We start from the raw sequence: 20,734 nt of genomic DNA, 5'->3' as shown, positions 1-20,734 counted from the left end.
CGTTCACACAGGAAAATGAACCCTGACTCCACCCCCTGATCGACCTGTGAGACGTTTATGAGCGCACCCGCTCCCCTGGCCGAACTACACGAGGCGCTGCGAAGCGACCAGCCCATCGAGGTCCTGGACGCCAGCTGGGAAGCCTTCGACCTCGGCGCTCAGGCAGCCGACGCCGTGGCATGGACCGACGGGTTCGACGAGCTCCAGTCCCTCGCCGCCGCCCAGATCTGCACCGAGGGCAGGGACATGTTCTTCCCCCCGCAGACCGGCAGCCCGCCGCCCCTTCCAGAATCACGCGACGAAGCCCTGGACAGCTGCGCGGAGTTGCTGAGGCACGTCCACCGCGCACTGATCGAGCTCAGCAACCATCCCCAGGTCCCCACCGACTCCGTGCTCAACGCCGCCGCCCTGGCCGAGAAGGCCGCGCTGTCGCTCGAGTCGATCCGGACGCCCTGACGCATGCCGATCACGCTCGGCTCCACGTTCGACGCCTCCATCGAAGCGCTGCACACCGCGACGCGCTCCGTCCCGGCCATCCCCGAGGCCGGACAGATCCGCACCCTGCTGTTCCAGACGCAGGAGTTCTTCGCCGCCCTCCGCACCTACCCCGACACCTTCGCGCGAGACGCGGCACGAGTGCCCGGGTCGGTCACGGTGATGAGCCGGGCGCTCGCCGACATCCGCGCCCACTTCGCCGTTGCCGATCACCATCTGGCAGAGGCTCTGCGACGATCAGCGGTCGTCAGCGGACCGGCCGGCGAACCCGCCGGACACCTTCAGACCGCGGCAACCTACCTCGGCATCTCCCGTGACCTGCTGAGAAGCCACCGCGGCCCCGACGGCGAGCCACTCACCCCCTACCTCAACCTCCTGGCCTCCGCCGGTGCGCAGCGCTACGTCTTCTACCGCGTCACCGACGTGGCCTGGGAGCTCGGATTCTTCATCGAACGCCTGGCACAAGTGACCAACAGCCCCAGCCTGCGCTCAGCCCTGCGCCAGGCCCGGCAGGCGCTGCGCCAGGCCATCGTCCTCGGCCGACAGGCCAACGCCGACCACATGGTCGAGTTCGCCGAGCTGACGCCCGCCCCGGCGCTCGTCGTCGACCACGCCTTCCAGCCCGACATCCCCGGCACCCTCGCCCGCGTCGGCGAGGAGTGCGACCGCGTGATCCGCGCCATCTTCCAGGCCAACCGAGCCGCCGCAGGCCCGTTGAGCGGCTCCGACCTGCCACGGATCGCCCGAAGCCTCGCCCTCGGCCACCTGCTGACCGGCCGCATCCTCCTCCACCTGGCCGAACACCAGCCGCCCGAACTCGGCGACCAGCTGCGCGCCGCCGCCGACGGCCTCCGCACCACGGCCCAGAGCTGGCGAGACCTGGACTGCACGTTCCGCAGAATCGTCGACATCACCGACCCCCGCGAGCACCCGGCCCTGCCGCGCTACAACTACGTCGACGTCCAGGCCGGCCGAGTCGCCCTCATGCCCAAGACCAGCCCGCACCCGGCCGCCATCAGCGTCCAGACCGCGAGCGTCCGCATCGGCCAGCTCCTCTACGGCGCGCAGTGGACCCCCACCACGCCACGCCCCCAGCCTCGGCCCGCAGCCGACATCCTCAACGACACCGGCGGCATCGGCCCACTCCTCCGCGACCTCCACCGACTCCCCGCCCTCGGCCAACACTTCGCCCAAGCCGGGCCCCACCTGCTCCACACCATCAAGCACAACCTCGTGACGGACTCCATCGAGCACCGCCCCTTCCGCGCCAAGAGCCGAACCCGCTGGTTCCCCGTCTCACCCCGCCAACTCGACCACCTCCTCGGCGTCTTCCACACCGCAGCCGACCACGCGAAGACGGCGGCCCGCCTGATGGTGAACGGCGCCACGGCAGCTGGAGCCGACGCGCCACGAGCCCGCCTCGACGCACTCGTCCACCGGCTCGCCGCACCGCGCCCGTCCACCCCGCCCAAGATCCCCGGCATCAACGCGCCGGCCATCACCAACACCGCTGAGCCCTGGGTACCCGCCTACCGCATGCCCGCAGCTCGCCGAGACATCGAACGCAGCCTGCGCCTGGCCTACGAACACCCCGAAGGACTCCCCAGCGCCCACCCCCCACCCGTCCGCCATCCTCGGTACCCCGCACATCACTACGGGACGCCACCCATCTGATCCATGAGAAGAACCCCCTACTCCCATCCAGGTCCGCAGCGGAGGTAACACGCAGCTCGTGTGCCATCATGCCGGCCTTGCGGCGCTGTTCGCGGGCGGCGTCGAGCAGCCGCCCGGCGGTCGCAGTGCGTCCGCTGATTTGGCCCTGGAATCAGTCTCGTACCTCGCGCAGCTCACCGCGCTGACCGACCAGGGCGCTGCGACGTTGCCCGAGGCGCTGCTCGACGCGACGGATCCGGTCGCGGTAGCCCTCCAGTACCTGGTGACGCTCGGCCAGCGCCACCTCGGAGGCGGCTGCCTGGACGTGGCGGTCGCTGCGTCGAGCTGGTCGACGAGCGCCGCGTGCTACCAGCGGGCGGGGGAGTCTGTGGCGCCAAGGACGGCGGCGAGCGCGGCGGCCTGCCCTCCTGCTGGCGGGCACGCCGCTCGGTGGCGACCGCGTAGGCGTCTGCCTCGGCAGCGGCCTGGGCCAGCTGGATGTCCGGTGCGGATCCGTGCGACCGCTGTCGCCAGTGCGACACCACGGCGTGGTCCTGGTCCTCGATTGTGGCGGTAGCGCACACTTGTTCCACAACAGGCGCATTCGAGCGACGGCGGTCTCTCCGCTCCAACTCTGGACTGGCTAGCGGCAGCCTGACGTCTGCCCAAGACACCCTCCTCTTATAAAGAACTAACCTCATCTGCGGTAGTGTTCGTATAAGACCATGCTCCCGATCCCCGGAGGTCACTCTTGGACCAGCCCCTGTTCGCGCCCGTACCTGACGGTGTTCAAGCCCGACTCGCAGCCCTCGGCACGCGCTGGGAGTACCTGCACCCGGCGCTGTACGCCGGCGAGGCCGAGCGGCGTACTGCAACGCCGAACCACCCGGCCAACACGGCAGGCACGCGCGCCTACCAGGAGCACGTCCGCGTTCTGCGAGAGATGCACATCCGGCACGAGGGGTGGAAGAGGCTGTTGCATGACCGGCTGGAGCTGGTCTGCAACCCCGCGAAGACCATCGCTATCGGAGTCATGCCCGGTGACGAGGCGACCGGACAACCGGGATACGGGCCGAGGAACCTGCACGCCCGCGGTGCGGCGACCGAGCGGGCAGCCGAGAACAACGCTCTGCAGCTGGGCCTCTTCGATCCTCCTTCCAAGCGCGACGAGACGCATCTGGAGCCGGGCGAGTTCGAGCGGCTGAGCAAGTGGTTCCTGCTGTCCTACCGGGTCCAAGTCGGTGAGACCGTACGAATCCACAGTGAGCTCTCCCTCCCCTTGAAAGTGGAGAAGGGGTATGTGGTTAAGTGGCAAGATCGAATCCCGCTCCCGGTTCTGGAGATGGACGGAGTCCGCAAGCCGGACGACGACGAGGGGCCCGGCGAGATCGACATCCCGATCGACTTCCGCTGACACCACCGCCCAGGTGTGGCGCTGACCCGTTCGGCGCCACACCTCAACGACCGCCCGAGGCAGATGCACCATGGTCACGCCCTCACGGATCACCCTGGCCCGCAAGCGACGAGGACTGACCCTCGCGGAACTCTCGGAGGCCGTCGGAGTCTCCCTCCAGAGTCTTTCCAACTACGAGACCGGGCGTACAAGGCCACGGACGAGCACGCTCAGTCGTCTGGCAACCGCCCTGGACTTCCCTGTCGCGTTCTTCTCGGCACCCGAGATCGACGAGCTTCCCGCTGAGGGCATCTCCTGGCGCGCGCGCAGCAAGACACCCCCCAGGGTGCTCGAGGCCGCCAGGGCTGCCGGCGGCCTCGCAACTCAGCTGCATGAGTGGATCGAGTCGCGATTCCGACTACCCGTCGTTGACGTCCCCACCTTGGGCAAACCCGACCCCGAGACGGCTGCCGAGATGGTCCGTAGACGCTGGGGACTGGGATCAGCAGCAGCACCGAACATGATCCATCTGTTGGAAGCGCACGGGGTGAGGGTCTTCTCGCTCGACCCGGACTACGCCGAAGTGGACGCTTTCGCCGTGTGGCAAGGTCCAGTGCCGTTCGTCTTCCTGAACACAGGCAAGACCGGAGAACGCAGCCGTTTCGACGCCGCGCACGAGCTCGGACACCTCGTCATGCATGGTCACGACCGCTCGTGCACCGGCCCAACGGCAGAGAAGCAAGCCAACGAGTTCGCAAGCGCCTTCCTGATGCCTGCCTCCAGCGTCTTGGGCCACGTGCCCCGCGGCGCTCACGTCGACCAGATCCTGGAGGCCAAGCGTATCTGGAGGGTCTCGGCCATGGCCCTGACCTACCGGCTCCATGACCTGGGTCTGCTCTCTGATTGGCAGTATCGTTCCGCCTGCGCTGAGCTGAGCAAGCGTGGCTATCGGTCGGATGAACCCGCTGGCATCAAGCATGAGACATCGCAGGTCCTCGCCAAGGTGTTTCGCGGACTTCGATCTACCGGAGTACGAGCCTCTGACGTTGCCGCCGAACTTGCCATCAGTGTTGACGAACTCAATAAGATGCTGTTCGGGCTGACCATCACCGCAGTGGAAGGCGGACGCACGGGACCCGCACTCACCCGAAATCACAGGCTCACGCTCGTCCGGTGACCGGCGTCTCGCTTCACGGCGACTTGGCGGGCCGGCGAGTACGTGGGTCGGGTTGCTGAGGAGCCGAATACGCCGGGGCTGGAGCTTTTCGGTCCGCGGGTGCGGGCACGATCGCCTCTCAAGTATCACTCTCGGCGACTTCGCCAGTACCTGGTGGTCGCGCCGTCTAGGGCGTGTATCGAAAGTGCTGGTCACCGCCACTGAGCGAGTCAGTTGAGAGAAACGCGCTGGAGTGTTAGTGGCCAGTTGAGATTCCCCGCAGGCGGCCACTTGATGGGGAGTCAGATAGCCGCCGATCTGGTTGCTCAGAGTGACTACTGGAGGGTCCTGCGCCGTTTGAATCCCCCGTTCGGGTGGTTTGGGTGCCTGTTGTCTGGAGAAGAGGGCCAGGGGCTGGTTGGAAAGATCACGGCGGGCGCGGGCTTACGCGCACCGGCGATTCCGACCGATGGAGGATCACTCGATGGCCATCACTACTCAGAAGCAGGCCCCATGGGGTTTGGCGCGGATCTCCCACCGCGACACGCTGACCTCCTCGACCTTCGGCCAGTACGTGTACGACGACGCCGCCGGGGACGGCGTCGACGTCTATGTCCTGAGCACGGGCATCAACATCAACCACGTGGACTTCGATTACCGGGCCAGGTGGGGCTTCACCATTCATGAGGAGGACGAGGACGATGACGGCAACGGTCTGGGCACCCACCTGGCCGGCATCGTGGCCGGCAAGAAGTTCGGTGTCGCGAAGAAGGCGCTGGTGCACGCCGTCCAGGTGGCACGGTCCGACGGTTCCGCGGAGCCGAAGGACCTGATCAGGGGGTTGGAATTTGTCGCGCGGAGTGCCCAGGAGGTTGGCCGCCCCGCTGTCGCCCTGCTGGCCCCCCAGGTGACGGTGAAGAACGCCGAGCTCGATGCGGCCGTAGCCGCCGCGGTCGCCCAGGGTGTGTTCGTTGTCGTCGCGGCCGGCGACGACAACGATGACGCCGTCAATCGCTCGCCGGCCGGTGCGCCCAGCGCCTTCACCGTCGGCGCCAGCTCCATCGCAGACGAGCTCGCCTACCCGTCCAACTACGGCGGCCCCGTCGATCTCTTCGCCCCCGGCCTCAACGTCGAGTCGGCCTGGATCGGCTCGTCCACCATGGAAAACACCATGTCCGGGACTGCGCAGGCCGCAGCACACGTCGCGGGACTGGCGGCCTACCTGATCTCCACCTCCAAGGACATCACGGCCGCCAACGTCGGCGCCGCCATCACGGCCCTGGCGACCAAGGACGCCCTGTCGGACATCCCCACCGGCAGCTCGAACCTGCTGGCTTACAACAACGCCTTCGGTTCCTGAACCCGCTGTCCGGCTCCAGTCCGGGCCGTTGAAGGGGCGTCGCGGGCCCCCTCGCTCCAGCCGCAACTGGCCGCCAGTGGGGAGTCATAACTGGCCGTCCGTGGGGGATTCCACCTGGCCGCTGTCACTGGAGTTGGCGGGCTGTGTGTCCAAGCGGGCGGGGCGTGGTCTCCGGGTACGCAGAGATGTGTTCTGGTGTATCGGCAGGGTGAACTGCGGCCGTCCGTCGCTTGCTCGATCGAGTGAATCCCTGGGCTTGGCCCATGGTGATGGTTCCGTGTGGAGGTTTGGGGAGCAGGGGGGGAGGGACGCCGCCAGGGCGGGTTGCACACCGGATCGGGGCGTGGTCGGTGGCTCCTAGAGTGCGGATCATGACAATCCCCACTGAGTCGATCGGCAGCATTCCTCGTCCGCGTGAGCTGCAGGAGGCGCTTGCCGCGCACGCCGAAGGACGCCTGGCTGAGGCGGAACTGCGCACGCTCCAGGAGAAGGCGGTCGCCGAGACCCTCGCCCGGCTGGAGGAGCTGGGCTGCGTGGTCGTGGTCGACGGTGACCAGGCCAAGCCCAGCACGATCACCTACCCCCTTGACGGGCTTACCTCCCTCGACCCCAAGGGCATGGTGATTTCCTTCGCCGACGGCCATACCCGGCAGCTGCCCCGGCTGACCGCCGGCCCGTTCAGCTACCAGGTCCGCGCCGAGACCTACCTCCGGGAGGCCAGCCGGCGCACCGCCCGCCCGGTCAAGCAGTCCGTCGTCGCACCCTCCGCCCTGAGTCTGCTCTACCCGTCCGAGCCGATCGACGGATACTCCCGTGAGGCGTTCCTGCGCGATCTCGTTGACGAGGCCGAGGCCGACATCCGTGGCTGCCTGGACGCGGGCGCGCACTGCGTGCAGCTGGACTTCACCGAAGGCCGGCTGGCCCTGAAGCTCGACCCGTCCGGCGGCGTCCTGGACGACTTCATCGCCCTCAACAACGAGGTTCTCGGCCGGTTCAGCGAGGCCGAACGGGCCCGTCTCGGTGTCCACACCGACCCCGGCGCCGACATGGACTCCACCCACAGCCTCGACGTCGACTACGCCGGACTGCTGCCCAAGCTGTTCCAGCTCAAGGTCGGCAGCTTCTACCTCCAACTGGCCGGCGAGCCCGACCCCGAGCGCGTCCTCCCGATCGTCGCCGACCAGCTGCGTCCGGGAATCCGTGTGTTCGTCGGCGTCACCGACCCCATCAGCGCGACGGTGGAGACGCCCGAAGAGGTACGCGACCGGATCCTGTTCGCCGCCCGGTACATCCCTGTGGAACAGCTCGGCAGCTGTGACGACGCCGGCTTCTCCCCCTGGGCCGACGACACCTCCACCTCGCGAGACCTCGCCTTCGCCAAGATCGAGGCCCGTGTGCGAGGCACCGCGCTCGCCGCCGCGGCCCTCGGCCTGTAACCACGCCCGCGGATGCGTGCTTCACCTGGCGACTCCCGTCAGGTGAAGCACTCGGTCAGAGCCACTCGTTGATGGCAGCGACGACGACGGTCGCCTCGTAGCGGACGGCGAGCTTGTCGTAGCGCGTGGCGACGGCCCGGTGTCTCTTGAGTCGGTTGATCCCACACTCGACCGCGTGGCGCTCGCGGTAGTCGGCCGGGTCGAAGCGCGGCGGCCGGCCGCCGCGGGAGCCGAGGTTCCGGCGGTTGCGTGCCTGGTCGGCCTTGTCGGGGATGGTGCAGCGGATTTCGCGGCGGCGCAGGTAGACGCGGTTTCTGCGAGAGGCGTACGCCTTGTCGGCCCGGACGCGATCGGGTCGGACGCGCGGCCGTCCCGGCCCGATGCGGGGCACGCGGACCTTCTCCAGCACCAGCTCGAACTGCGGCGAGTCTCCACGCTGCCCGGCCGTCACCACGATCGACATGGGTTTCTGCCCCTGCTCGACGGCCAGGTGCAGCTTGGTGGTGAACCCGCCGCGCGAGCGTCCCAGCCCGTGATCACCGGGCTCGGTCAACACGCCGCCGGGCGGCTCCTTTTGCAGGTCACTCCGTTTCCGAGCCCCTGCCGCATGCTGATGAGCGCGGCACACCGTGGAGTCGACGCTCAGGTCCCATGTGATCGCACCCTTCGCGTCGGCCAGGGACTGGAGCCGGGTGAGGACCCGGTGCCAGGTGCCGTCCCGCTGCCATCGGCGGAACAGGTCGTAGACCCGGCCCCACGGCCCGTACTCGATGGGTACGTCCCGCCACGGAACACCGGTCCGGACCCGGAACCGTATGCCGTTGATCAGCTGCCGCCGAGGCCAGACGGGCGGCCGCCCCGCCCTCGCCCCCTTTGGCAACAGCGGCTCCAGTGCCGCCCACTGCTCGTCCGTGAGATCTCCCCTACCCATGGACCATGATCATCCACGGCCCAAGATCCACTTCCGATACACGGCCTAGAGCCGGCCACCACGGCTTGGGATGGATCGCCGCCCGATGACGAGGTTTGCCGCATCGGCCGTGTACTGGTCGGGTAGCTCATCGTGCTTCCCACGGAGGCAGGACGAGTTCGGGCCGAGGCTGGTGCTCACGCGGCGGTAGAAGTCGTCAAGGTCAGCGTGCCAGCGGGGGATGTAGGCGGCGGTCGACGCCGTGTAGACGTCGATGCGGGTGAAGGCGATGGCGGCGAGTTCGTGGGCGATGGCGGGGTGGTGGGGCCAGCAGCCGGGGATGACGTGGTCGTCGGTGTGGCCGTAGGTGGTGTTGAGCCAGAGGGCGACCTGGTCGAGCCAGGTCCAGACGGCGGTCTCGAGGTCGCCGGTGAGGGCGGACAGGTCCCAGGGGTTGGGTGCTGCTTCGTCGGGTGGGGTGTTCGCGTCGGGCTGGAGGGCGAGTCGGACAATGGCGGGTGGGGGTGGCCAGCGGGGGATACGGGTCATGGGGTGGGGCGCTTTCGGTTCAGCCAGGTGTCGTGGTGGTGTTGTCGGGCAAGGGCGCGGTCGGCGCGGCGCCTCGCGCGGGTGGTGTCGGCGTGGGTGCGGATCTCGGTGATCTCCTGCTGGATGGTGGGCCAGTCGGGGTGGTGGGTGAGGGGTGGGAGTTCGACGAGGACGGCTGGAAGGTTGCCGGCCAGGAGGAGGGCCTGGCCGGTGGCGGTGTCGAGGTGCTGGATCTCGTGGGCGCGGAGGACGGGCTCGCGGTCGCTGTTGAGGGAGCGGCTGCTGCCGGTGGGGGTGCCTTTGCGGGAGTCGCGGTTGAGGGTGGCGGAGGTCTTGTGGACCTCGGTGGTGCCGCAGAGCGCTTCGAGGTCCTTGAGGAGGGCGACGTCGTGGGAGCCGCCGAGGACGAGGGTGTTGTTGGTGATGGCGGCGAGTTCCTTGGCGGTGTCGCGGCCGAAGCGGGATTCGGCTGAGGCCCAGCCCTGGACGAGGTAGATGACGCACAGCCCGCGGCCGCGGCCGTCGGCGACGCGTTGGCGCAGAGAGGGCAGCGGGGCGATGTTGGGGGCTTCGTCGAGGGCGACGACCAGGGGTGGGTCGAGGCGGCGGTGGGGTTTGGTGACGGCGAGTTGCTCGGCGCGGTCGAGGACGTCTTCGGTGATGGCGGTGACGAGCGGCGAGATGGTGGAGTGGGCGCTGTCCTTGCCGAGGAGGTAGAGAGTGCCGTCGGCATCGAGCAGGTTCTCGATGTCGGTGGCGTGTTCGGGGTCGATGTCGACGGCGTCGATGACGGGTTGGTGGGCGAACGCGGCCAGTGCGTTGGCGAGGGTGGAGCGGGTGTTGCCGACGGCGCGTTCGTCGCCGGTGGTGGCGTCGAGGAGGCTTTCGGCCCATTCGGGGCCAGCGCCGGGGTGGTGGTGGAGGATCTGGCGGGGCGCGGGGTCGTCGGGGCGTTTGGACCAGCGCAGGACGTCGCGCCATGAGGCGCCGTCGAGGGCAGCGGCGTGGATGAGGCAGGAGAGCCAGGTGCCGGCGAGGTGGCGGTAGTGGGCGGCGCCTTCGTCCTGGGCGCCGGAGGCGCGGGTGCGGGTGCCGGCGATGAAGGCTCGGCCGCGGAGTTCGGCGGTGAGGGTGTCCTGGGCGCCGTGGATGGGTGACCAGCGCAGGGGTTCCTGGCCGGGGACGAGGTCTTGGGGGTCGAGGGTGGCGACCGGGCCGCGTCGGCGGCGGGCGCCGAGGGTCAGTTCGAGCAGGTCGGGCTTGGTGGAAGTGGCGAGAGCGGGCCCTGGGACGTCGCGGAGGAGTCGGGCGAGGAAGCGGAAGGTCTTGCCGGATCCCATCGGGCCGATGACGCGGAGTGCCTGGTCGTAGGGCGAGTAGAGCGGCATCCGTCCGCAGGCGGGTCGGGTGGTGTGGCCGAGGAAGTAGCCGTAGTCGGTGGCCACGGTCATTCGGGGGTCCGTGGGGGTGGGACGAGGAGTCCTGGGCGGACCTGGGCGCCGGCTCGGCGGACAGCGGCCTCCGAGAGTTGGTCGTGGAGTTGCTCTGGGGTGGCGAAGCCGGCGTGCGGGGTCGTGGGGCGGACGCCTGCGGTGAGGTGGCGTGCGAGTCTGCCGCGGAGGTAGGCCGTGCCGCAGACGGCGGTCAGGGCGAGGAGGACGGCGGCGAAGGTGGCGAGGGCGTTCACGCGGTCTCCGTGGGATGGGGGCGGCCGGTCATGGCCTGGTCGGTGTCGGTGATCTCGATCTCCAGGGGGGTGCGTAGGTGTTGGACCATGCGGGCGGGTTCGTGACCGATGCGCAGCACGTGAACGCCTTGCGCGAGCGCGCCGAGTTGGGTGCTGAGCGAGGAGGGGAGGCGGAACTGGCGCAGGGCCTGGGCGGCGTCGTCCTCGCGGGACTGGCGGTAGACGTGCACGATGCCGGCCTCGCGGACGAGGGACATGGCGTCGGAGTCCTCGCGGATGTCGCTGAGGTGGTGGATGACGGTGACGAAGGACAGGCCGATGCCGCGCCCTCGCTTGGCGAGGGAGCGCAGGACGGAAGCGACCTTGTCGAGGCGGGCGGTGTGATAGCCCTCCTCCAGGACGATGAGGCGTTGCCCGTCGCGGTGTGCCCAGACGGCGGAGAGGAACGTGGCGACCAGGGCCATCACGAGGGAGAGGGCGGGTGAGTCCTCGGGGAGGGCGGAGGTGTCGAAGACGATGAGAGGCGCGGTGAGGTCGAGGTCGTCGCTGGTGGCCTGGTCGATGAGTCCGGAGAGGTCGCCGGTGATGAAGCGTTCGAGGTCCAGGGCCAGGTCCAGGCCCCAGGTGATGACGTCGGGGCAGGTGACCAGGCCCTCGTCGCGTAGGTGGGGTCGGGGGATGGCGTCGGGTGCCGGGTCGTAGAGGGCGGTGACGACGTCGTGGAGGGTGGCGATGCGGCCGGCGGCCCGGGCTCGTTGCAGGGCGGTGGCGTGTGCGGTGCGCAGGGCGTAGCGCTGGCGTGAGGTGAGCGTCCGCTCGTGGGCGTGTTCGGCGACCATCAGCAGCAGCCGGTCCTGGCCGACGCGGCCGTCGCCTCCGGACTCGGAGGTGGTGGAGATGCGGGGGTCGAGGAGGTTGATGGCGGTGCCGCCGGTCCTGGCGAACCGCACCGGGACCACTCCGCACTCGGTCGCGGCTCGTTCGTACTCGCCGTGGCCCTGCTGGTTCTTGCGATCCAGGACGACGACCTGTTTGCCACAGGCGACCTGCCGGACGCAGTACTGGGTCTTGACCAGGGACGACTTGCCCGAGGAGATGTCGCCGAGGACCAGGACGTTGGGACTGGTGATCCGGCCCTGGTCGTAGAGGGCGTGCGGATCGGTAGTGATGGGCTGGCCGGTGGCGAGGTCGATGCCGGTGATGGGGCCGGCCAGCGCGGGGTGGGTGGCGACGACGGCGGGATTCAGTGCGGCGGCCTGCCGGGTGGAGGTGAAGATGGTCTCCTGCTCCAGCTCGGCACGACCGAAGAACTGCCGAAGGCGGCCACGGGGGCGCGGTGGGGTCGGCGTAGTCGTGCTCATGCGGTGATGCCTCTCGCCAGGGGCAGGGTGGTCAGCAGCGCCTGGTGGTGGCGGTAGGTGTGCCACCGCAGGCGCGTCACTCCGCCGCTCTCCGCCGCGGCGGTCACGCGGAGCCGCGCGGCGGCGAGTTCCTGAGGGTTGAGGGCGGAGACGTGGACGCGGACCGCCGGGTGGGCGCCGCCGACGACGGGGGTGAGGAGGTCGTCCAGGACGCGGCGGGAGGAGGACATGGACGCCTCGCTCACGCCGGTCGAGACCTGGCCGCGCCGGCGTTCTCCGTGCCGGTCGGCGGTGTCGTAGGTCAGCGCCAACCGGGCCTTCTCCCGCGCCGACACCTTCGGCACCAGGCGCCACTGGACCTGGACGGTGCGGATGGTCGCCGGGTGGACGCCGGTGACCAGGTGCTCCATCCACCGGGCGTTGACCGGTTGGAGTGGCCAGGCGTCGCGCGGCACGGACGCGACCGCGTGGTACCAGGGGCGCGACACGCCCTCGGTGCGTGCCCAGTCCCGGCCGGGGACGCGGGTCCCGGACCAGCCGTCGGCGACGGAGTCGATGCCGTCGAGGTCGTCGATGTCCCGGTCGGGGTCGTGGAGATGCCGGATCAACGCCCCGAGTCGGCGCGGCCCGAGCACGGCGCGCAGCGGGTGACCGGCGCGGCCCACCCGGCCGACCACGTCGCCCAGCACAGCGAACGTCTCGGCGCACAACGCCTCCAGGTCCCCCGGCTCCGACAGCCGGCCGGCGAGCTGGTCCAACGGCATGCGCACGGTGGCGAAGCTGCGGTACTCCTCGGTGTTTCCGGCCGCGTAGCCGGCCAGCTGCCGCATGGACCGGCGCAGGCGCGGCGGAACGTCGGCGGTCAGCAGGCCCGCCAGATGCGTGCGGTAGGTGTCCGTGTGGACGGGCAACACACGGGTGCAGAGGTCGAGTTGGTCCACGGGCACGTTCGCCCCGGACAGCCCGCCCAGGAGGCGCTCGAAGAGGTAGCCGGCGGTGTTGACGGCCCGGGTCGGCAACAGGCCGTCCCCTCCGCCGGCGATCTCGAAGGTCGCGGTCAGGTGGCCGCCGGCCCACGAACGATGCCGCATGTCGCGGTGGTGGATCAGCGCCATCGGTGAACTCGGCGCCGCGGGCGGGGCGTAGCCGAGCACCCGCACCTCCCCCAGCTCGGGAGGCAGCGAGAGACCGGGAACGAAGTCCGGCCGCCCGCGCCTCCCACCCGCGAACCGCCAGTGCGCCTGGTCCACCAGCCCGGCGCCCCAGGAGTCGCCCTCGGCGGTGCGGCGACGTGACACCAGCCAGCCGACCGAGCCGCCCACCAGACCGAGGAGGAGGACGGCGACGGACTGGGTGGAGACGAGCAGCAACAGCCACACCAGGAGGTAGAGCGCGAGGACGGTGAGTTGTAGCGGGGTGACGGCGCCGAAGAGCGAGCGTCGTCGTGTCTCACCGCCCAGCACGTAGGTCCGCTCTGTGCTGCTCATTGTTCGTCCCTCGCTTCCTCGGAGTCTGGGCCGTCGGCAGCGTCGGGTTGACGGGCCGGCGGGATGGCTGGGGCACCTGTGCTGTGTTCGGCGTCGGGCTTGCCGTCGTCGCCCGCGACATCGGGCGTGGCCGGGTCGGCGCCCCTTGGCCGGCTGTCGTCTGTGCCGTCGTCCTCGCCGGGCTCGTGCGCGCCGCTTGACGCAGTGGCGTCGTTGTCGAAGGCTCCGGCCGTCGTGGGCTGGCCGGAGTCGGAGGCGCCGCGATCAGCCGGCCCCGAGCTGCCCGCGGAGTCGGTGCCGTCGTCGTCGGGGTCTGGCGAGGGAGGACCGCCCCCACCGGTCGTGCTGCGGGTGCCGACTCGGCTCATCCGGGCTTCGAACCGCTCCGCGAGGCCGGCCATCATCTCGCCGCCCGAGGGGTGGACGACCGCGCCCCGCACCTGCGGTTCCGTGCCGGAGGCCCCCGGAGCGGCCATCGACATCAGCCACATGACGACGGTCGGGAACGCGTCGATCATGAACAGTCCGACCACGAGGAACAGCAGGATGGTGAGCCCGTCGTCCTCGGGGTGGTCGTGCATGAGCGAGTCGAACGCCGCCCAGATCGTGTTGAAGAAGAAGTAGATGAAGGCGGGCAGCAGCATCAGGCCGGCGATGAGTGCTGACAGGCGTCGCAGCGCGCCTGACCACGGCGGGTAGACCCAGGCCACCAGGGCGAGCGGCACCAGCAGCGAACCCAGGTGCAGGCCCCATTGGGCGATGGCCATCTCGATCAGCGTCACCAGGCCCAGGCACAGGATGCAGAGGAAGAGGATGAGCGCCAGCACCGTGCCGCCGAAGACGCCCCAGTCGCCCGCCGTGTCGATGATCAGCTGCATCAGCCGCTCGACCGCGCTGCCGGCGTGGGCCGTGCCCTCGTCGGCGAAGAAGCGCGCCAGGTCGTTGGCGGCCAGCTGCAACTCCAACAGGGCAAGCGGGCCGGCCGAGATCAGCGGCACGACGAACACGAGCCGCCAGCCGGACTGTCGGAAGAGGTCGACGGCGTCGAGGGAGCCGCCGGACGCGGCCAGTTGAGAGGTGATCCAGACGAGCAGGAGGGCGAGCACGATCAGCGAGAGGCCGAAGCTGGTGGCGTACTGCGACGCCCACCATGCCTGGTCGAAGGCCGGCCTGGTGGCCTTCTCGCCCAGCTCCTGGATGTAGGCGAGCAGGGTGACCGTGGACTCGGCCATGCTCGTGACCCACTCTTCGATGAAGTTGTCGGGCACAAGGTCGCCGAGGGTGCCGGTGACGGCCTCGACCTTGTCCCGGTGTACGTCGCCCAGGTACTCGTAGACGCGGTTGACGCCGGGGATGTCGTTGAGCGTCGAGCAGGCCCACTCACCGAGTAGGGCGTCCTCGCACTCGTCCCCGCTGGCGGCCACGGCCGCGTTCGCGGAACTCCCCCAGAACGAGAGGACCAAGAGGACGCCGAGGACGACCTGCCGCCAACGGGTCGCGGCCAGCGCGCCGTTCACCGCGGCGCCGCCGATTCGGCCTCGGCCGGACGGCGCTCGCTCGCGTCGGCGAAGGCGAGCCAGCCCGCACCCAACAACGCCGCGCGCTCGGCCAGGGTGGTGGCCGGCTCCCCCTCGTCGGGCGGCGTGACGGGCTCGTCGGACGGGCCCCGAGCGAGCTCGTCGACCCGCCAGTCATCCCGGTGCCAGCGCAGCGTCATGCGGCCCATCTGCCAGCGGGTCTGGACGTGGATGGCCTGCCCGACCTCGTCCACCGTGCCCAGGAGGCACGGCATCCAGTAGTCGACCTCCGCCCGGCCCGTCTCGAAGTCCTCGACTCGGTAGGCGCCCAGCTCCGGGTGGCACCGAGAGGTGAACCCCACTCCCGGGACCGCCTCACCGGACACATCCAGGACCTCTCCCGTCTCGGCCAACCGGTGGTTGGCCCGGAAGGCGACGGCGTCCGTGTCCAGCCGTTGCTTCGGCGGCGGATCGGTCATCGCGTCCTGGACGTAGGACCAGCGCTCGGCGGCCGGCATCCGGTGCAGGTCGTAGACCGAGGCGACGAAAGCGGCCCCAGCCTCGACGGCGCCCGCCTCCGAGGATGGGAAGCCACGCGGCAGGCCGGCGACGCTCCGCGTGGCCAGCGCGGCGGACCCGGTCGCGCCACCTCGCTTCATCTCCACGGCGGACCGCGTCGCCGACGCCCCACCGCCAGGCTTGGTTGTCCCGTCGTCGGCGCCTGCCCCTGGGCCCGGCCGGAAGGTGAGCAGGGCCACCACGAGCAGCAGTCCGCCGCCCGCCGCCATGGCCAGGGTCCAGCCGCGCCGTCGCGCCGGCCGCGGCTTCCTTCGCCGGCCGCCGCCAGGTCGTCCGGTGGGCTGGTAGTCGATACGTACGTTCACCGATATCGCCCCGGCTCTCAGGCGCTGACCAGGATCGCGTACACGACGGGAAGCGAGGCCATGCCGATCGTCGCGGCGGCCACGCGCACCAGCTCTCCCCGGGTCTCGTCCAGGTCGCCGCCGATCCCCTGTCGCTTGGCCTTCGCGGCCCGGGCGATGGCCTCGACGAGGAAGTAGGCGCAGACGAAGAAGCCGATGAGCCATGCGAGCCCGAGGAACATGCCGAACTTGGATTCCAGCAGCGGCGCGAACGGCCCGAAGCTGGGGCTGACGCCGTCAAACGGGTTGAACTCCTCAGCGAGGTACGTCACGGTTCAGCTCTCCCGGGCCGGGGACAGGGTGGTCGCCATCGCGGCGCAGGCGTAGAGCCAGGCGGTGTGCGTCGTAGCCGAAAGCCGCGTGTAGTCGATCTGGCCGCCGCCGACGAGAGCCGGCTCGAACGGGATGGGCATGGCGACGCCGCAGCGTTCGGCGAAGGTCTCCATCAGGAACCGCCGCAGCCCGAGATCGATCGTCGGCGCGGGCGAGCACACCAGGGCCACGCTCCGCCGCTTCAACGCGCCGGCCTCGAGGACGTGTCGTTCCAGGGCGTCCGCCATCCAGAGGGCGGAGGAGGCGGTGTCCTCGCGCACGGTGGTCGTGATGACGAGGAGATCCGCGTGCCGTACCGCCGCGAGCCAGTTGGGCGCCCGCAGGTTGTTTCCCGAGTCGACGAGGACCAGGCGGTAGTAGCGGCGGAACAGCTCGTGGAGCCGGTCGAAGGACTCGGCGTCGAGCTGCCCGGCGATCTCGGCCTGCTCGTCGCTGGCCAGGACGTCGAAGTGGGCCGGCCCCTGGCCTCGGGTGAACATGCCGAGGTCGCCGAGCCGTGCCGCCGGCCCCTCGAACAGATCGAGGTCGTCGAGGAGTTCGCGTGCGGTGTTGGCGTGCCCGGCGGGCAGTGCCCGTTCGCCCAGGGTTCCGCGGGCCTCGTTGTTGTCGATCGCCACCACGCCGCCCCCGCGGTGGACGCCGAACGTCCGGCCGGCCATCAGCGTGGCCGTCGTCTTGAACGCTCCGCCCTTGGGGTTGACGAAGACGATGGTGCGCGGGCCGCCGAAGGTCATCTGCACCGCGCGCAACGCCGCGTTCCAGCCCTGCTCGGCCGCGCTCACTCGGGGCGAGACGCGGCCGCCGGTCCAGCGGTGGATCCGACCGCGCCAGCCCCACTGAGGGGCGGCCGGCCTGGTGTGCTGGCGCAGCGACGCGGTGAAGTCCGCGTGACTGGGCGGTGGTTCCTGAGGGAGCTCGTGGTTCTGCGTCGTCGCCGTGCTGGTGTCGCGCTCGGCAGCCGGCGGGACCTCGTCTGCCGGCCGCCTCCCGGAAGGGCCCATCCGGTTCGCTGCCGAGGTACGGAACGACTCGGCGGTCAAAGGTTCTTCGGATGCCCGAGTGCTCATGGTGTTGTCCTCGCCGTTCACGTCGCCGAACCCGACGTCGCGGGGTCGCCCCAGGCCGTGAACGGAGGTACGCGGAACATGCGGTCGGCGAGGCGCAGTTCCTGGGCCGTGCTCGGGATGGTCCCGCTGTTCTCCAGGGGCGTTGGCCCGGCGTCCGAGCTGACCTTGACCAGCTTCCAGTCGTCGTCCTGCCAGCGCAGGAGGACCGTGTAGGTGGTCCACGTCGCCGCCACCGACACGTCTTCGGCCGTATCCGGGGCGCCGACGAGCTCGGTCATCCACACCTGGATCTTGGCCGCTTCGTCCGTGTAGCCGACCGTCCTGGTGCCCAGGGCAGCTGCGCGGGCCACCAGCGAGTCCGCGGTCTCCCTGGTGAGGCCATGGGAGTCGAGCAGTCGATGAGTGGCCAGCTCCTCCTTGAGGAACAGCGCCTCGACCGCCTCGGAGGCCGTGATGGCGTCGATCACGCCCACGCGTACCTGGGTGTCGGTGCGGTAGGTCTTCGACAAGCGGAGGAGTTGGTAGTTGACGGCGGCCTGGACCGCACCGGCCTCCGAGCGCGGATATCCGACCGGGACGCCGTTGACCAACCGCATGACGTCCGCATTGCGCCCTTCCGACTCGGCCGCACTGGACGTCTCCCCCCTCTCGTCCGGAAACGGGCTGAGAGCCAGGGCCAGCATCAGCGCGACGGCGCAGCCGGCTCCGAGAGCAGCGGCGCCCCAGCACCGCTGCCGTCCACTGAGTCGCGGCATCTCAGAGCCCCCTGTCCAAGAGACACGGGACGGCCGTCTCGACCTCGACGAACGAGCCTCGGCCGAGGGCCGGGACCGTTCGGCGGTGCGACATGAACATTCCACTCCCTCTCCAGTGCGGGGAGCCACGGCCCAAGGCCGTGCTCAAGCACCCGCAACCCATGGGATCAATGGCTGACAACACATGTTTATGCCATCGGGGCATCCATGACACTGCACGCCCCACCGGCGAGCCCATCCCGTGACGAGAGCAAACAAGCACGTCAAGACGCGATAAACGAGCGTCGGGCGGTACGGCTCCCGCGCCTACAGTTCAGCCATTCGGCCCACGGCGCCTGATCACCGCGCCACGACAACCATGCTCTACTGATCCTGTCATTCACGTTCGTTTAGTGGGGTGGGGCAGGAGGAGGTCCCCCGTGCGCCGAACCGGCATCGCACTCGCGGGCGCGCTCTTGGCTCTGCTGCTCGTCTGCCTGCTCCTCGTCGCCGGAAGCCCCGACGCATCGAGCACTGCGGCGATGTGTGCACCCGGTCGTGTGCCCGAGGGCGCGGCTGGCGCCGGACGATGGAGCGAGGAGCAGACGCACAACGCCGCGACGATCACCGAGGTCGCCCGGGCTCGTTCCCTGCCGCAGCGCGCGGCCGTGATCGCCGTTGCCGTGGCCATCCAGGAGTCCAGCCTCGTCAACCTCCCGCACGGCGACCGCGACTCGGTCGGGCTCTTCCAGCAACGCCCGAGCCAGGGCTGGGGAACCCGAGAACAACTGACTGATCCCGCCTACGCCGCCGGCCGCTTCTACGACGCGCTGCTCGCCGTCGACGGCTGGGAGTCCCGCCCGTTGGCCGACGTCGCCCAGGCCGTGCAGCGCAGCGCCTACCCCGAGGCCTACGCACGGTGGGAGGAGCCCGCAGACGCGCTGGTGTCCGCGGCGTGGAGCTCCGGTGCCACGACGACCACCGCGACGGCATGCACTGGCTACGGCGTGGACGCCGCGGTCGAGTTCGACGTCGAGAACCCTCGTACCCCTGCCGAGGCGATCGCCGCGGCGCGGCGGGCCGTCGGCCAGACGGGCTGGTACCGCCGATGCGACGCGTTCGTGGCCCAGGCGTACGGATATCTCAACAGCGGTTCCCACACGGCCAACGAGCACTGGGCGAGGCTGCGCGGCGCCGGGCTCACCCGTCCCGACGATCACTCGCCGCCGCCCGGCGCACTGCTGTTCTACGACACCGGACAGGCTGCCGGCCATGTCGCGCTCTACCTCGGCGACGACCAGGTCGCCAGCAACGACATCCTCGACGACTTCCCTGGCGAAGGCCGTATCGCCCTCGTCAACCGCGACGACCTCACCGCGGGCCGCTGGCGCCTGCACTACCGCGGCTGGGCGGCGCCGAGCTTCCCCGGTGCGGGCGGTCGAAGCACCATCTGAGGCGCCGCTGGCCCGTGTCCGACACGCAGTCGTCATGGGGTCGGCCAGCCTTTCGCGACCGCCTGTGCCGATAGGCTGCGCCCCGTACCGGACCCCATCACGGCCGAGGGGAGGTTCGACGATGCCGGGCACTCAGCACATCGGCACCCGCAGCCCGTCCCGCACGTTGGCAGAGAAGCTGCAGTGGCTCAGGGACTTGAGGACGCCGCGAGGTGAGCAGCCACCGTCCTACGAAATGACGGCACGCCAGATCACCGAGCTGACGGGCGTATCCATCTCAGGACCCTATTTCTGGGAGCTCGTCACCGGACGGACGACCAATCCGAAGCTGCACCACCTGCAGGCACTCGCACAGTTCTTCAATGTACCGGTGGGATATCTCGCCGACACAGAGGCGCATTCCGATCAATTCGAGTCGGAACTGGAACTCCTCCACGCCCTGAAGAGCGGCGGTGTCCGCGACATCAAGCTCCAGGGGATCGCCGAATCCAAGGCAGACGTCTCCACTATTCAGGGACTTCTGGGCAAGCTCCAGCTACTTGAGACATTCGGCGGCGAAGAGGTCCGAGAAACGGCCCTTCGACTACAGGGCCTTGACTCCGGCCAGCGAAGGGTCCTAGACGAGGCGGCCACTGATGCGGGTTTCCTCACGGCCCTACAGGTGGACAGTGTGCGCGAGATCGCCGTCCGAGCCTCCCAACTGTCCGAGGGAAGCCAACAGGCCGTTCTCGCCCTCGTCAGGCACCTGCACAGCCTGGAAAAACCGGGCGCGGACTAGACTCAGCCTCCGGCACCTCAGCGCCGAGCCCAAGAACCTCAGCGATCAACTCGGCTGACAGGCTGGGCATCAACCAGCGGGCGGCCTCAAGCGTCGCGCGACGCGCTTCCGCTTCATCCACGCCGCGCGGCACGGAGTCGGCGCCACTGACGCCCGCCAGCACGCCACGATCCGATTGAAGAGGAATGAGCATGACGACATCGCTGCCCATCTCCAGGCGGACGAACGCGCTTCCCTGAGGCCTGGCCGGCGGAGCGGCCGCATTTCCCATCACTCCACCAGCAGAAGCGTGTTCCTGTGCGGCTACCCGGTTGTTCCCGAGTCCCGACACCGCACCCTGCGCGATAAAAGCCATTCCACCGCCCTGCATCGACCGGCAACCAGAGAAATCCGGGGACTGTCGGCCCACTCCTCGGCGGACCGCTTGACCTCTTTATTACC

Annotated in this window: 20 protein-coding genes; 8 read left to right on the top strand and 12 right to left on the bottom strand. The window is 69.7% G+C overall.

All coding sequences use genetic code 11. The annotated features are described in order from the left end of the window. Positions 1 to 57: 57 nt before the first annotated feature. Positions 58 to 456 (top strand): hypothetical protein, encoded by a 399-nt coding sequence (locus tag RNC47_RS13285; protein WP_311598545.1) that lies wholly within the window; start codon positions 58 to 60, stop codon positions 454 to 456. Between the two features lie 3 nt (positions 457 to 459). Continuing rightward, positions 460 to 2,169: a hypothetical protein gene (locus RNC47_RS13280; protein WP_311598543.1), complete on the top strand. Its 1,710-nt coding sequence runs from the start codon at positions 460 to 462 to the stop codon at positions 2,167 to 2,169. Between the two features lie 151 nt (positions 2,170 to 2,320). Here RNC47_RS13280 and RNC47_RS13275 read toward each other — a convergent pair whose 3' ends face one another. Further along, complete coding sequence (locus RNC47_RS13275) at positions 2,321 to 2,452, bottom strand: hypothetical protein (RefSeq protein WP_311598541.1); 132 nt, start codon at positions 2,450 to 2,452, stop codon at positions 2,321 to 2,323. A 447-nt stretch (positions 2,453 to 2,899) separates the two neighbouring features. Between RNC47_RS13275 and RNC47_RS13270 the strand changes: the two genes are divergently transcribed. The 4 genes from RNC47_RS13270 to RNC47_RS13255 all read left to right on the top strand — a co-directional run bounded on the left by RNC47_RS13270 (position 2,900) and on the right by RNC47_RS13255 (position 7,493). Continuing rightward, positions 2,900 to 3,562 carry a hypothetical protein gene (locus RNC47_RS13270; protein ID WP_311598539.1) on the top strand — a complete coding sequence of 221 codons (663 nt, stop codon included), beginning with the start codon at positions 2,900 to 2,902 and terminating at the stop codon, positions 3,560 to 3,562. A gap of 70 nt (positions 3,563 to 3,632) precedes the next feature. Then, complete coding sequence (locus RNC47_RS13265; RefSeq protein WP_311598537.1) at positions 3,633 to 4,718, top strand: helix-turn-helix domain-containing protein; 1,086 nt, start codon at positions 3,633 to 3,635, stop codon at positions 4,716 to 4,718. Positions 4,719 to 5,181: 463 nt separating this feature from the next. Next, positions 5,182 to 6,057, top strand: coding sequence for a S8 family peptidase (locus tag RNC47_RS13260; protein ID WP_311598535.1), 876 nt, complete (start codon positions 5,182 to 5,184; stop codon positions 6,055 to 6,057). 371 nt (positions 6,058 to 6,428) lie between these two features. After that, on the top strand, positions 6,429 to 7,493 hold the full coding sequence (locus RNC47_RS13255) for a uroporphyrinogen decarboxylase/cobalamine-independent methonine synthase family protein (protein ID WP_311598533.1): 1,065 nt from the start codon (positions 6,429 to 6,431) through the stop codon (positions 7,491 to 7,493). A gap of 55 nt (positions 7,494 to 7,548) precedes the next feature. On the opposite strand, the gene RNC47_RS13250 is transcribed toward RNC47_RS13255, so the two are convergent. Genes RNC47_RS13250 through RNC47_RS13200 form a run of 11 tightly spaced genes read right to left on the bottom strand, consistent with a single transcriptional unit; the run spans position 7,549 to position 17,923 of the window. Next, positions 7,549 to 8,424 (bottom strand): IS5 family transposase, encoded by an 876-nt coding sequence (locus RNC47_RS13250; RefSeq protein ID WP_311598532.1) that lies wholly within the window; start codon positions 8,422 to 8,424, stop codon positions 7,549 to 7,551. Between the two features lie 45 nt (positions 8,425 to 8,469). Next, on the bottom strand, positions 8,470 to 8,952 hold the full coding sequence (locus RNC47_RS13245) for a hypothetical protein (RefSeq protein WP_311598530.1): 483 nt from the start codon (positions 8,950 to 8,952) through the stop codon (positions 8,470 to 8,472). Next, the gene (locus tag RNC47_RS13240; protein WP_311598528.1) at positions 8,949 to 10,403 is read right to left on the bottom strand and encodes a type IV secretory system conjugative DNA transfer family protein; all 1,455 of its coding nucleotides are present in this window, start codon (positions 10,401 to 10,403) and stop codon (positions 8,949 to 8,951) included. Before RNC47_RS13240 ends, RNC47_RS13245 begins: the two co-directional genes overlap by 4 nt. Beyond that, positions 10,400 to 10,639: a hypothetical protein gene (locus RNC47_RS13235; RefSeq protein ID WP_311598526.1), complete on the bottom strand. Its 240-nt coding sequence runs from the start codon at positions 10,637 to 10,639 to the stop codon at positions 10,400 to 10,402. The genes RNC47_RS13240 and RNC47_RS13235 overlap by 4 nt, the downstream gene beginning before the upstream one ends. Further along, positions 10,636 to 12,000 carry a hypothetical protein gene (locus RNC47_RS13230; RefSeq protein ID WP_311598524.1) on the bottom strand — a complete coding sequence of 455 codons (1,365 nt, stop codon included), beginning with the start codon at positions 11,998 to 12,000 and terminating at the stop codon, positions 10,636 to 10,638. Before RNC47_RS13230 ends, RNC47_RS13235 begins: the two co-directional genes overlap by 4 nt. Beyond that, positions 11,997 to 13,487 carry a hypothetical protein gene (locus RNC47_RS13225; RefSeq protein ID WP_311598522.1) on the bottom strand — a complete coding sequence of 497 codons (1,491 nt, stop codon included), beginning with the start codon at positions 13,485 to 13,487 and terminating at the stop codon, positions 11,997 to 11,999. Before RNC47_RS13225 ends, RNC47_RS13230 begins: the two co-directional genes overlap by 4 nt. Then, positions 13,484 to 15,004 (bottom strand): ICP22 family protein, encoded by a 1,521-nt coding sequence (locus RNC47_RS13220; protein WP_311598520.1) that lies wholly within the window; start codon positions 15,002 to 15,004, stop codon positions 13,484 to 13,486. The genes RNC47_RS13225 and RNC47_RS13220 overlap by 4 nt, the downstream gene beginning before the upstream one ends. After that, complete coding sequence (locus RNC47_RS13215) at positions 15,001 to 15,888, bottom strand: hypothetical protein (RefSeq protein WP_311598519.1); 888 nt, start codon at positions 15,886 to 15,888, stop codon at positions 15,001 to 15,003. The genes RNC47_RS13220 and RNC47_RS13215 overlap by 4 nt, the downstream gene beginning before the upstream one ends. Before the next feature lie 17 nt (positions 15,889 to 15,905). Continuing rightward, positions 15,906 to 16,199 (bottom strand): hypothetical protein, encoded by a 294-nt coding sequence (locus tag RNC47_RS13210; protein WP_311598518.1) that lies wholly within the window; start codon positions 16,197 to 16,199, stop codon positions 15,906 to 15,908. Positions 16,200 to 16,202: 3 nt separating this feature from the next. Then, positions 16,203 to 17,327: a MinD/ParA family ATP-binding protein gene (locus tag RNC47_RS13205; protein ID WP_311598516.1), complete on the bottom strand. Its 1,125-nt coding sequence runs from the start codon at positions 17,325 to 17,327 to the stop codon at positions 16,203 to 16,205. 17 nt (positions 17,328 to 17,344) lie between these two features. Continuing rightward, positions 17,345 to 17,923 (bottom strand): hypothetical protein, encoded by a 579-nt coding sequence (locus RNC47_RS13200; protein WP_311598514.1) that lies wholly within the window; start codon positions 17,921 to 17,923, stop codon positions 17,345 to 17,347. Positions 17,924 to 18,501: 578 nt separating this feature from the next. Here RNC47_RS13200 and RNC47_RS13195 point away from each other — a divergent pair. Together RNC47_RS13195 and RNC47_RS13190 are read left to right on the top strand one after the other, a co-directional pair. Continuing rightward, on the top strand, positions 18,502 to 19,515 hold the full coding sequence (locus tag RNC47_RS13195) for a C40 family peptidase (RefSeq protein WP_311598512.1): 1,014 nt from the start codon (positions 18,502 to 18,504) through the stop codon (positions 19,513 to 19,515). 121 nt (positions 19,516 to 19,636) lie between these two features. Next, positions 19,637 to 20,293 carry a hypothetical protein gene (locus RNC47_RS13190; RefSeq protein WP_311598510.1) on the top strand — a complete coding sequence of 219 codons (657 nt, stop codon included), beginning with the start codon at positions 19,637 to 19,639 and terminating at the stop codon, positions 20,291 to 20,293. Positions 20,294 to 20,734: the final 441 nt, after the last annotated feature.

Origin of the sequence: Streptomyces millisiae, from assembly GCF_031845425.1 — a bacterium.
Lineage (GTDB): Bacteria > Actinomycetota > Actinomycetes > Streptomycetales > Streptomycetaceae > Streptomyces > Streptomyces millisiae.
The sequence above is the reverse complement of the archived record's forward strand: the minus strand, read 5'-3'. Positions and strand labels throughout refer to the sequence as shown.

Excerpts from the sequence above, each read along its gene's own strand:
- RNC47_RS13225 (WP_311598522.1), bottom strand. The coding sequence starts at position 13,487 with ATGAGCAGCACAGAGCGGACCTACGTGCTGGGCGGTGAGACACGACGA.
- RNC47_RS13260 (WP_311598535.1), top strand. The coding sequence starts at position 5,182 with ATGGCCATCACTACTCAGAAGCAGGCCCCATGGGGTTTGGCGCGGATC.
- RNC47_RS13280 (WP_311598543.1), top strand. The coding sequence starts at position 460 with ATGCCGATCACGCTCGGCTCCACGTTCGACGCCTCCATCGAAGCGCTG.
- RNC47_RS13245 (WP_311598530.1), bottom strand. The coding sequence starts at position 8,952 with ATGACCCGTATCCCCCGCTGGCCACCCCCACCCGCCATTGTCCGACTC.
- RNC47_RS13265 (WP_311598537.1), top strand. The coding sequence starts at position 3,633 with ATGGTCACGCCCTCACGGATCACCCTGGCCCGCAAGCGACGAGGACTG.
- RNC47_RS13190 (WP_311598510.1), top strand. The coding sequence starts at position 19,637 with ATGCCGGGCACTCAGCACATCGGCACCCGCAGCCCGTCCCGCACGTTG.
- RNC47_RS13240 (WP_311598528.1), bottom strand. The coding sequence starts at position 10,403 with ATGACCGTGGCCACCGACTACGGCTACTTCCTCGGCCACACCACCCGA.
- RNC47_RS13255 (WP_311598533.1), top strand. The coding sequence starts at position 6,429 with ATGACAATCCCCACTGAGTCGATCGGCAGCATTCCTCGTCCGCGTGAG.
- RNC47_RS13250 (WP_311598532.1), bottom strand. The coding sequence starts at position 8,424 with ATGGGTAGGGGAGATCTCACGGACGAGCAGTGGGCGGCACTGGAGCCG.
- RNC47_RS13285 (WP_311598545.1), top strand. The coding sequence starts at position 58 with ATGAGCGCACCCGCTCCCCTGGCCGAACTACACGAGGCGCTGCGAAGC.
- RNC47_RS13205 (WP_311598516.1), bottom strand. The coding sequence starts at position 17,327 with ATGAGCACTCGGGCATCCGAAGAACCTTTGACCGCCGAGTCGTTCCGT.
- RNC47_RS13200 (WP_311598514.1), bottom strand. The coding sequence starts at position 17,923 with ATGCGGTTGGTCAACGGCGTCCCGGTCGGATATCCGCGCTCGGAGGCC.
- RNC47_RS13230 (WP_311598524.1), bottom strand. The coding sequence starts at position 12,000 with ATGAGCACGACTACGCCGACCCCACCGCGCCCCCGTGGCCGCCTTCGG.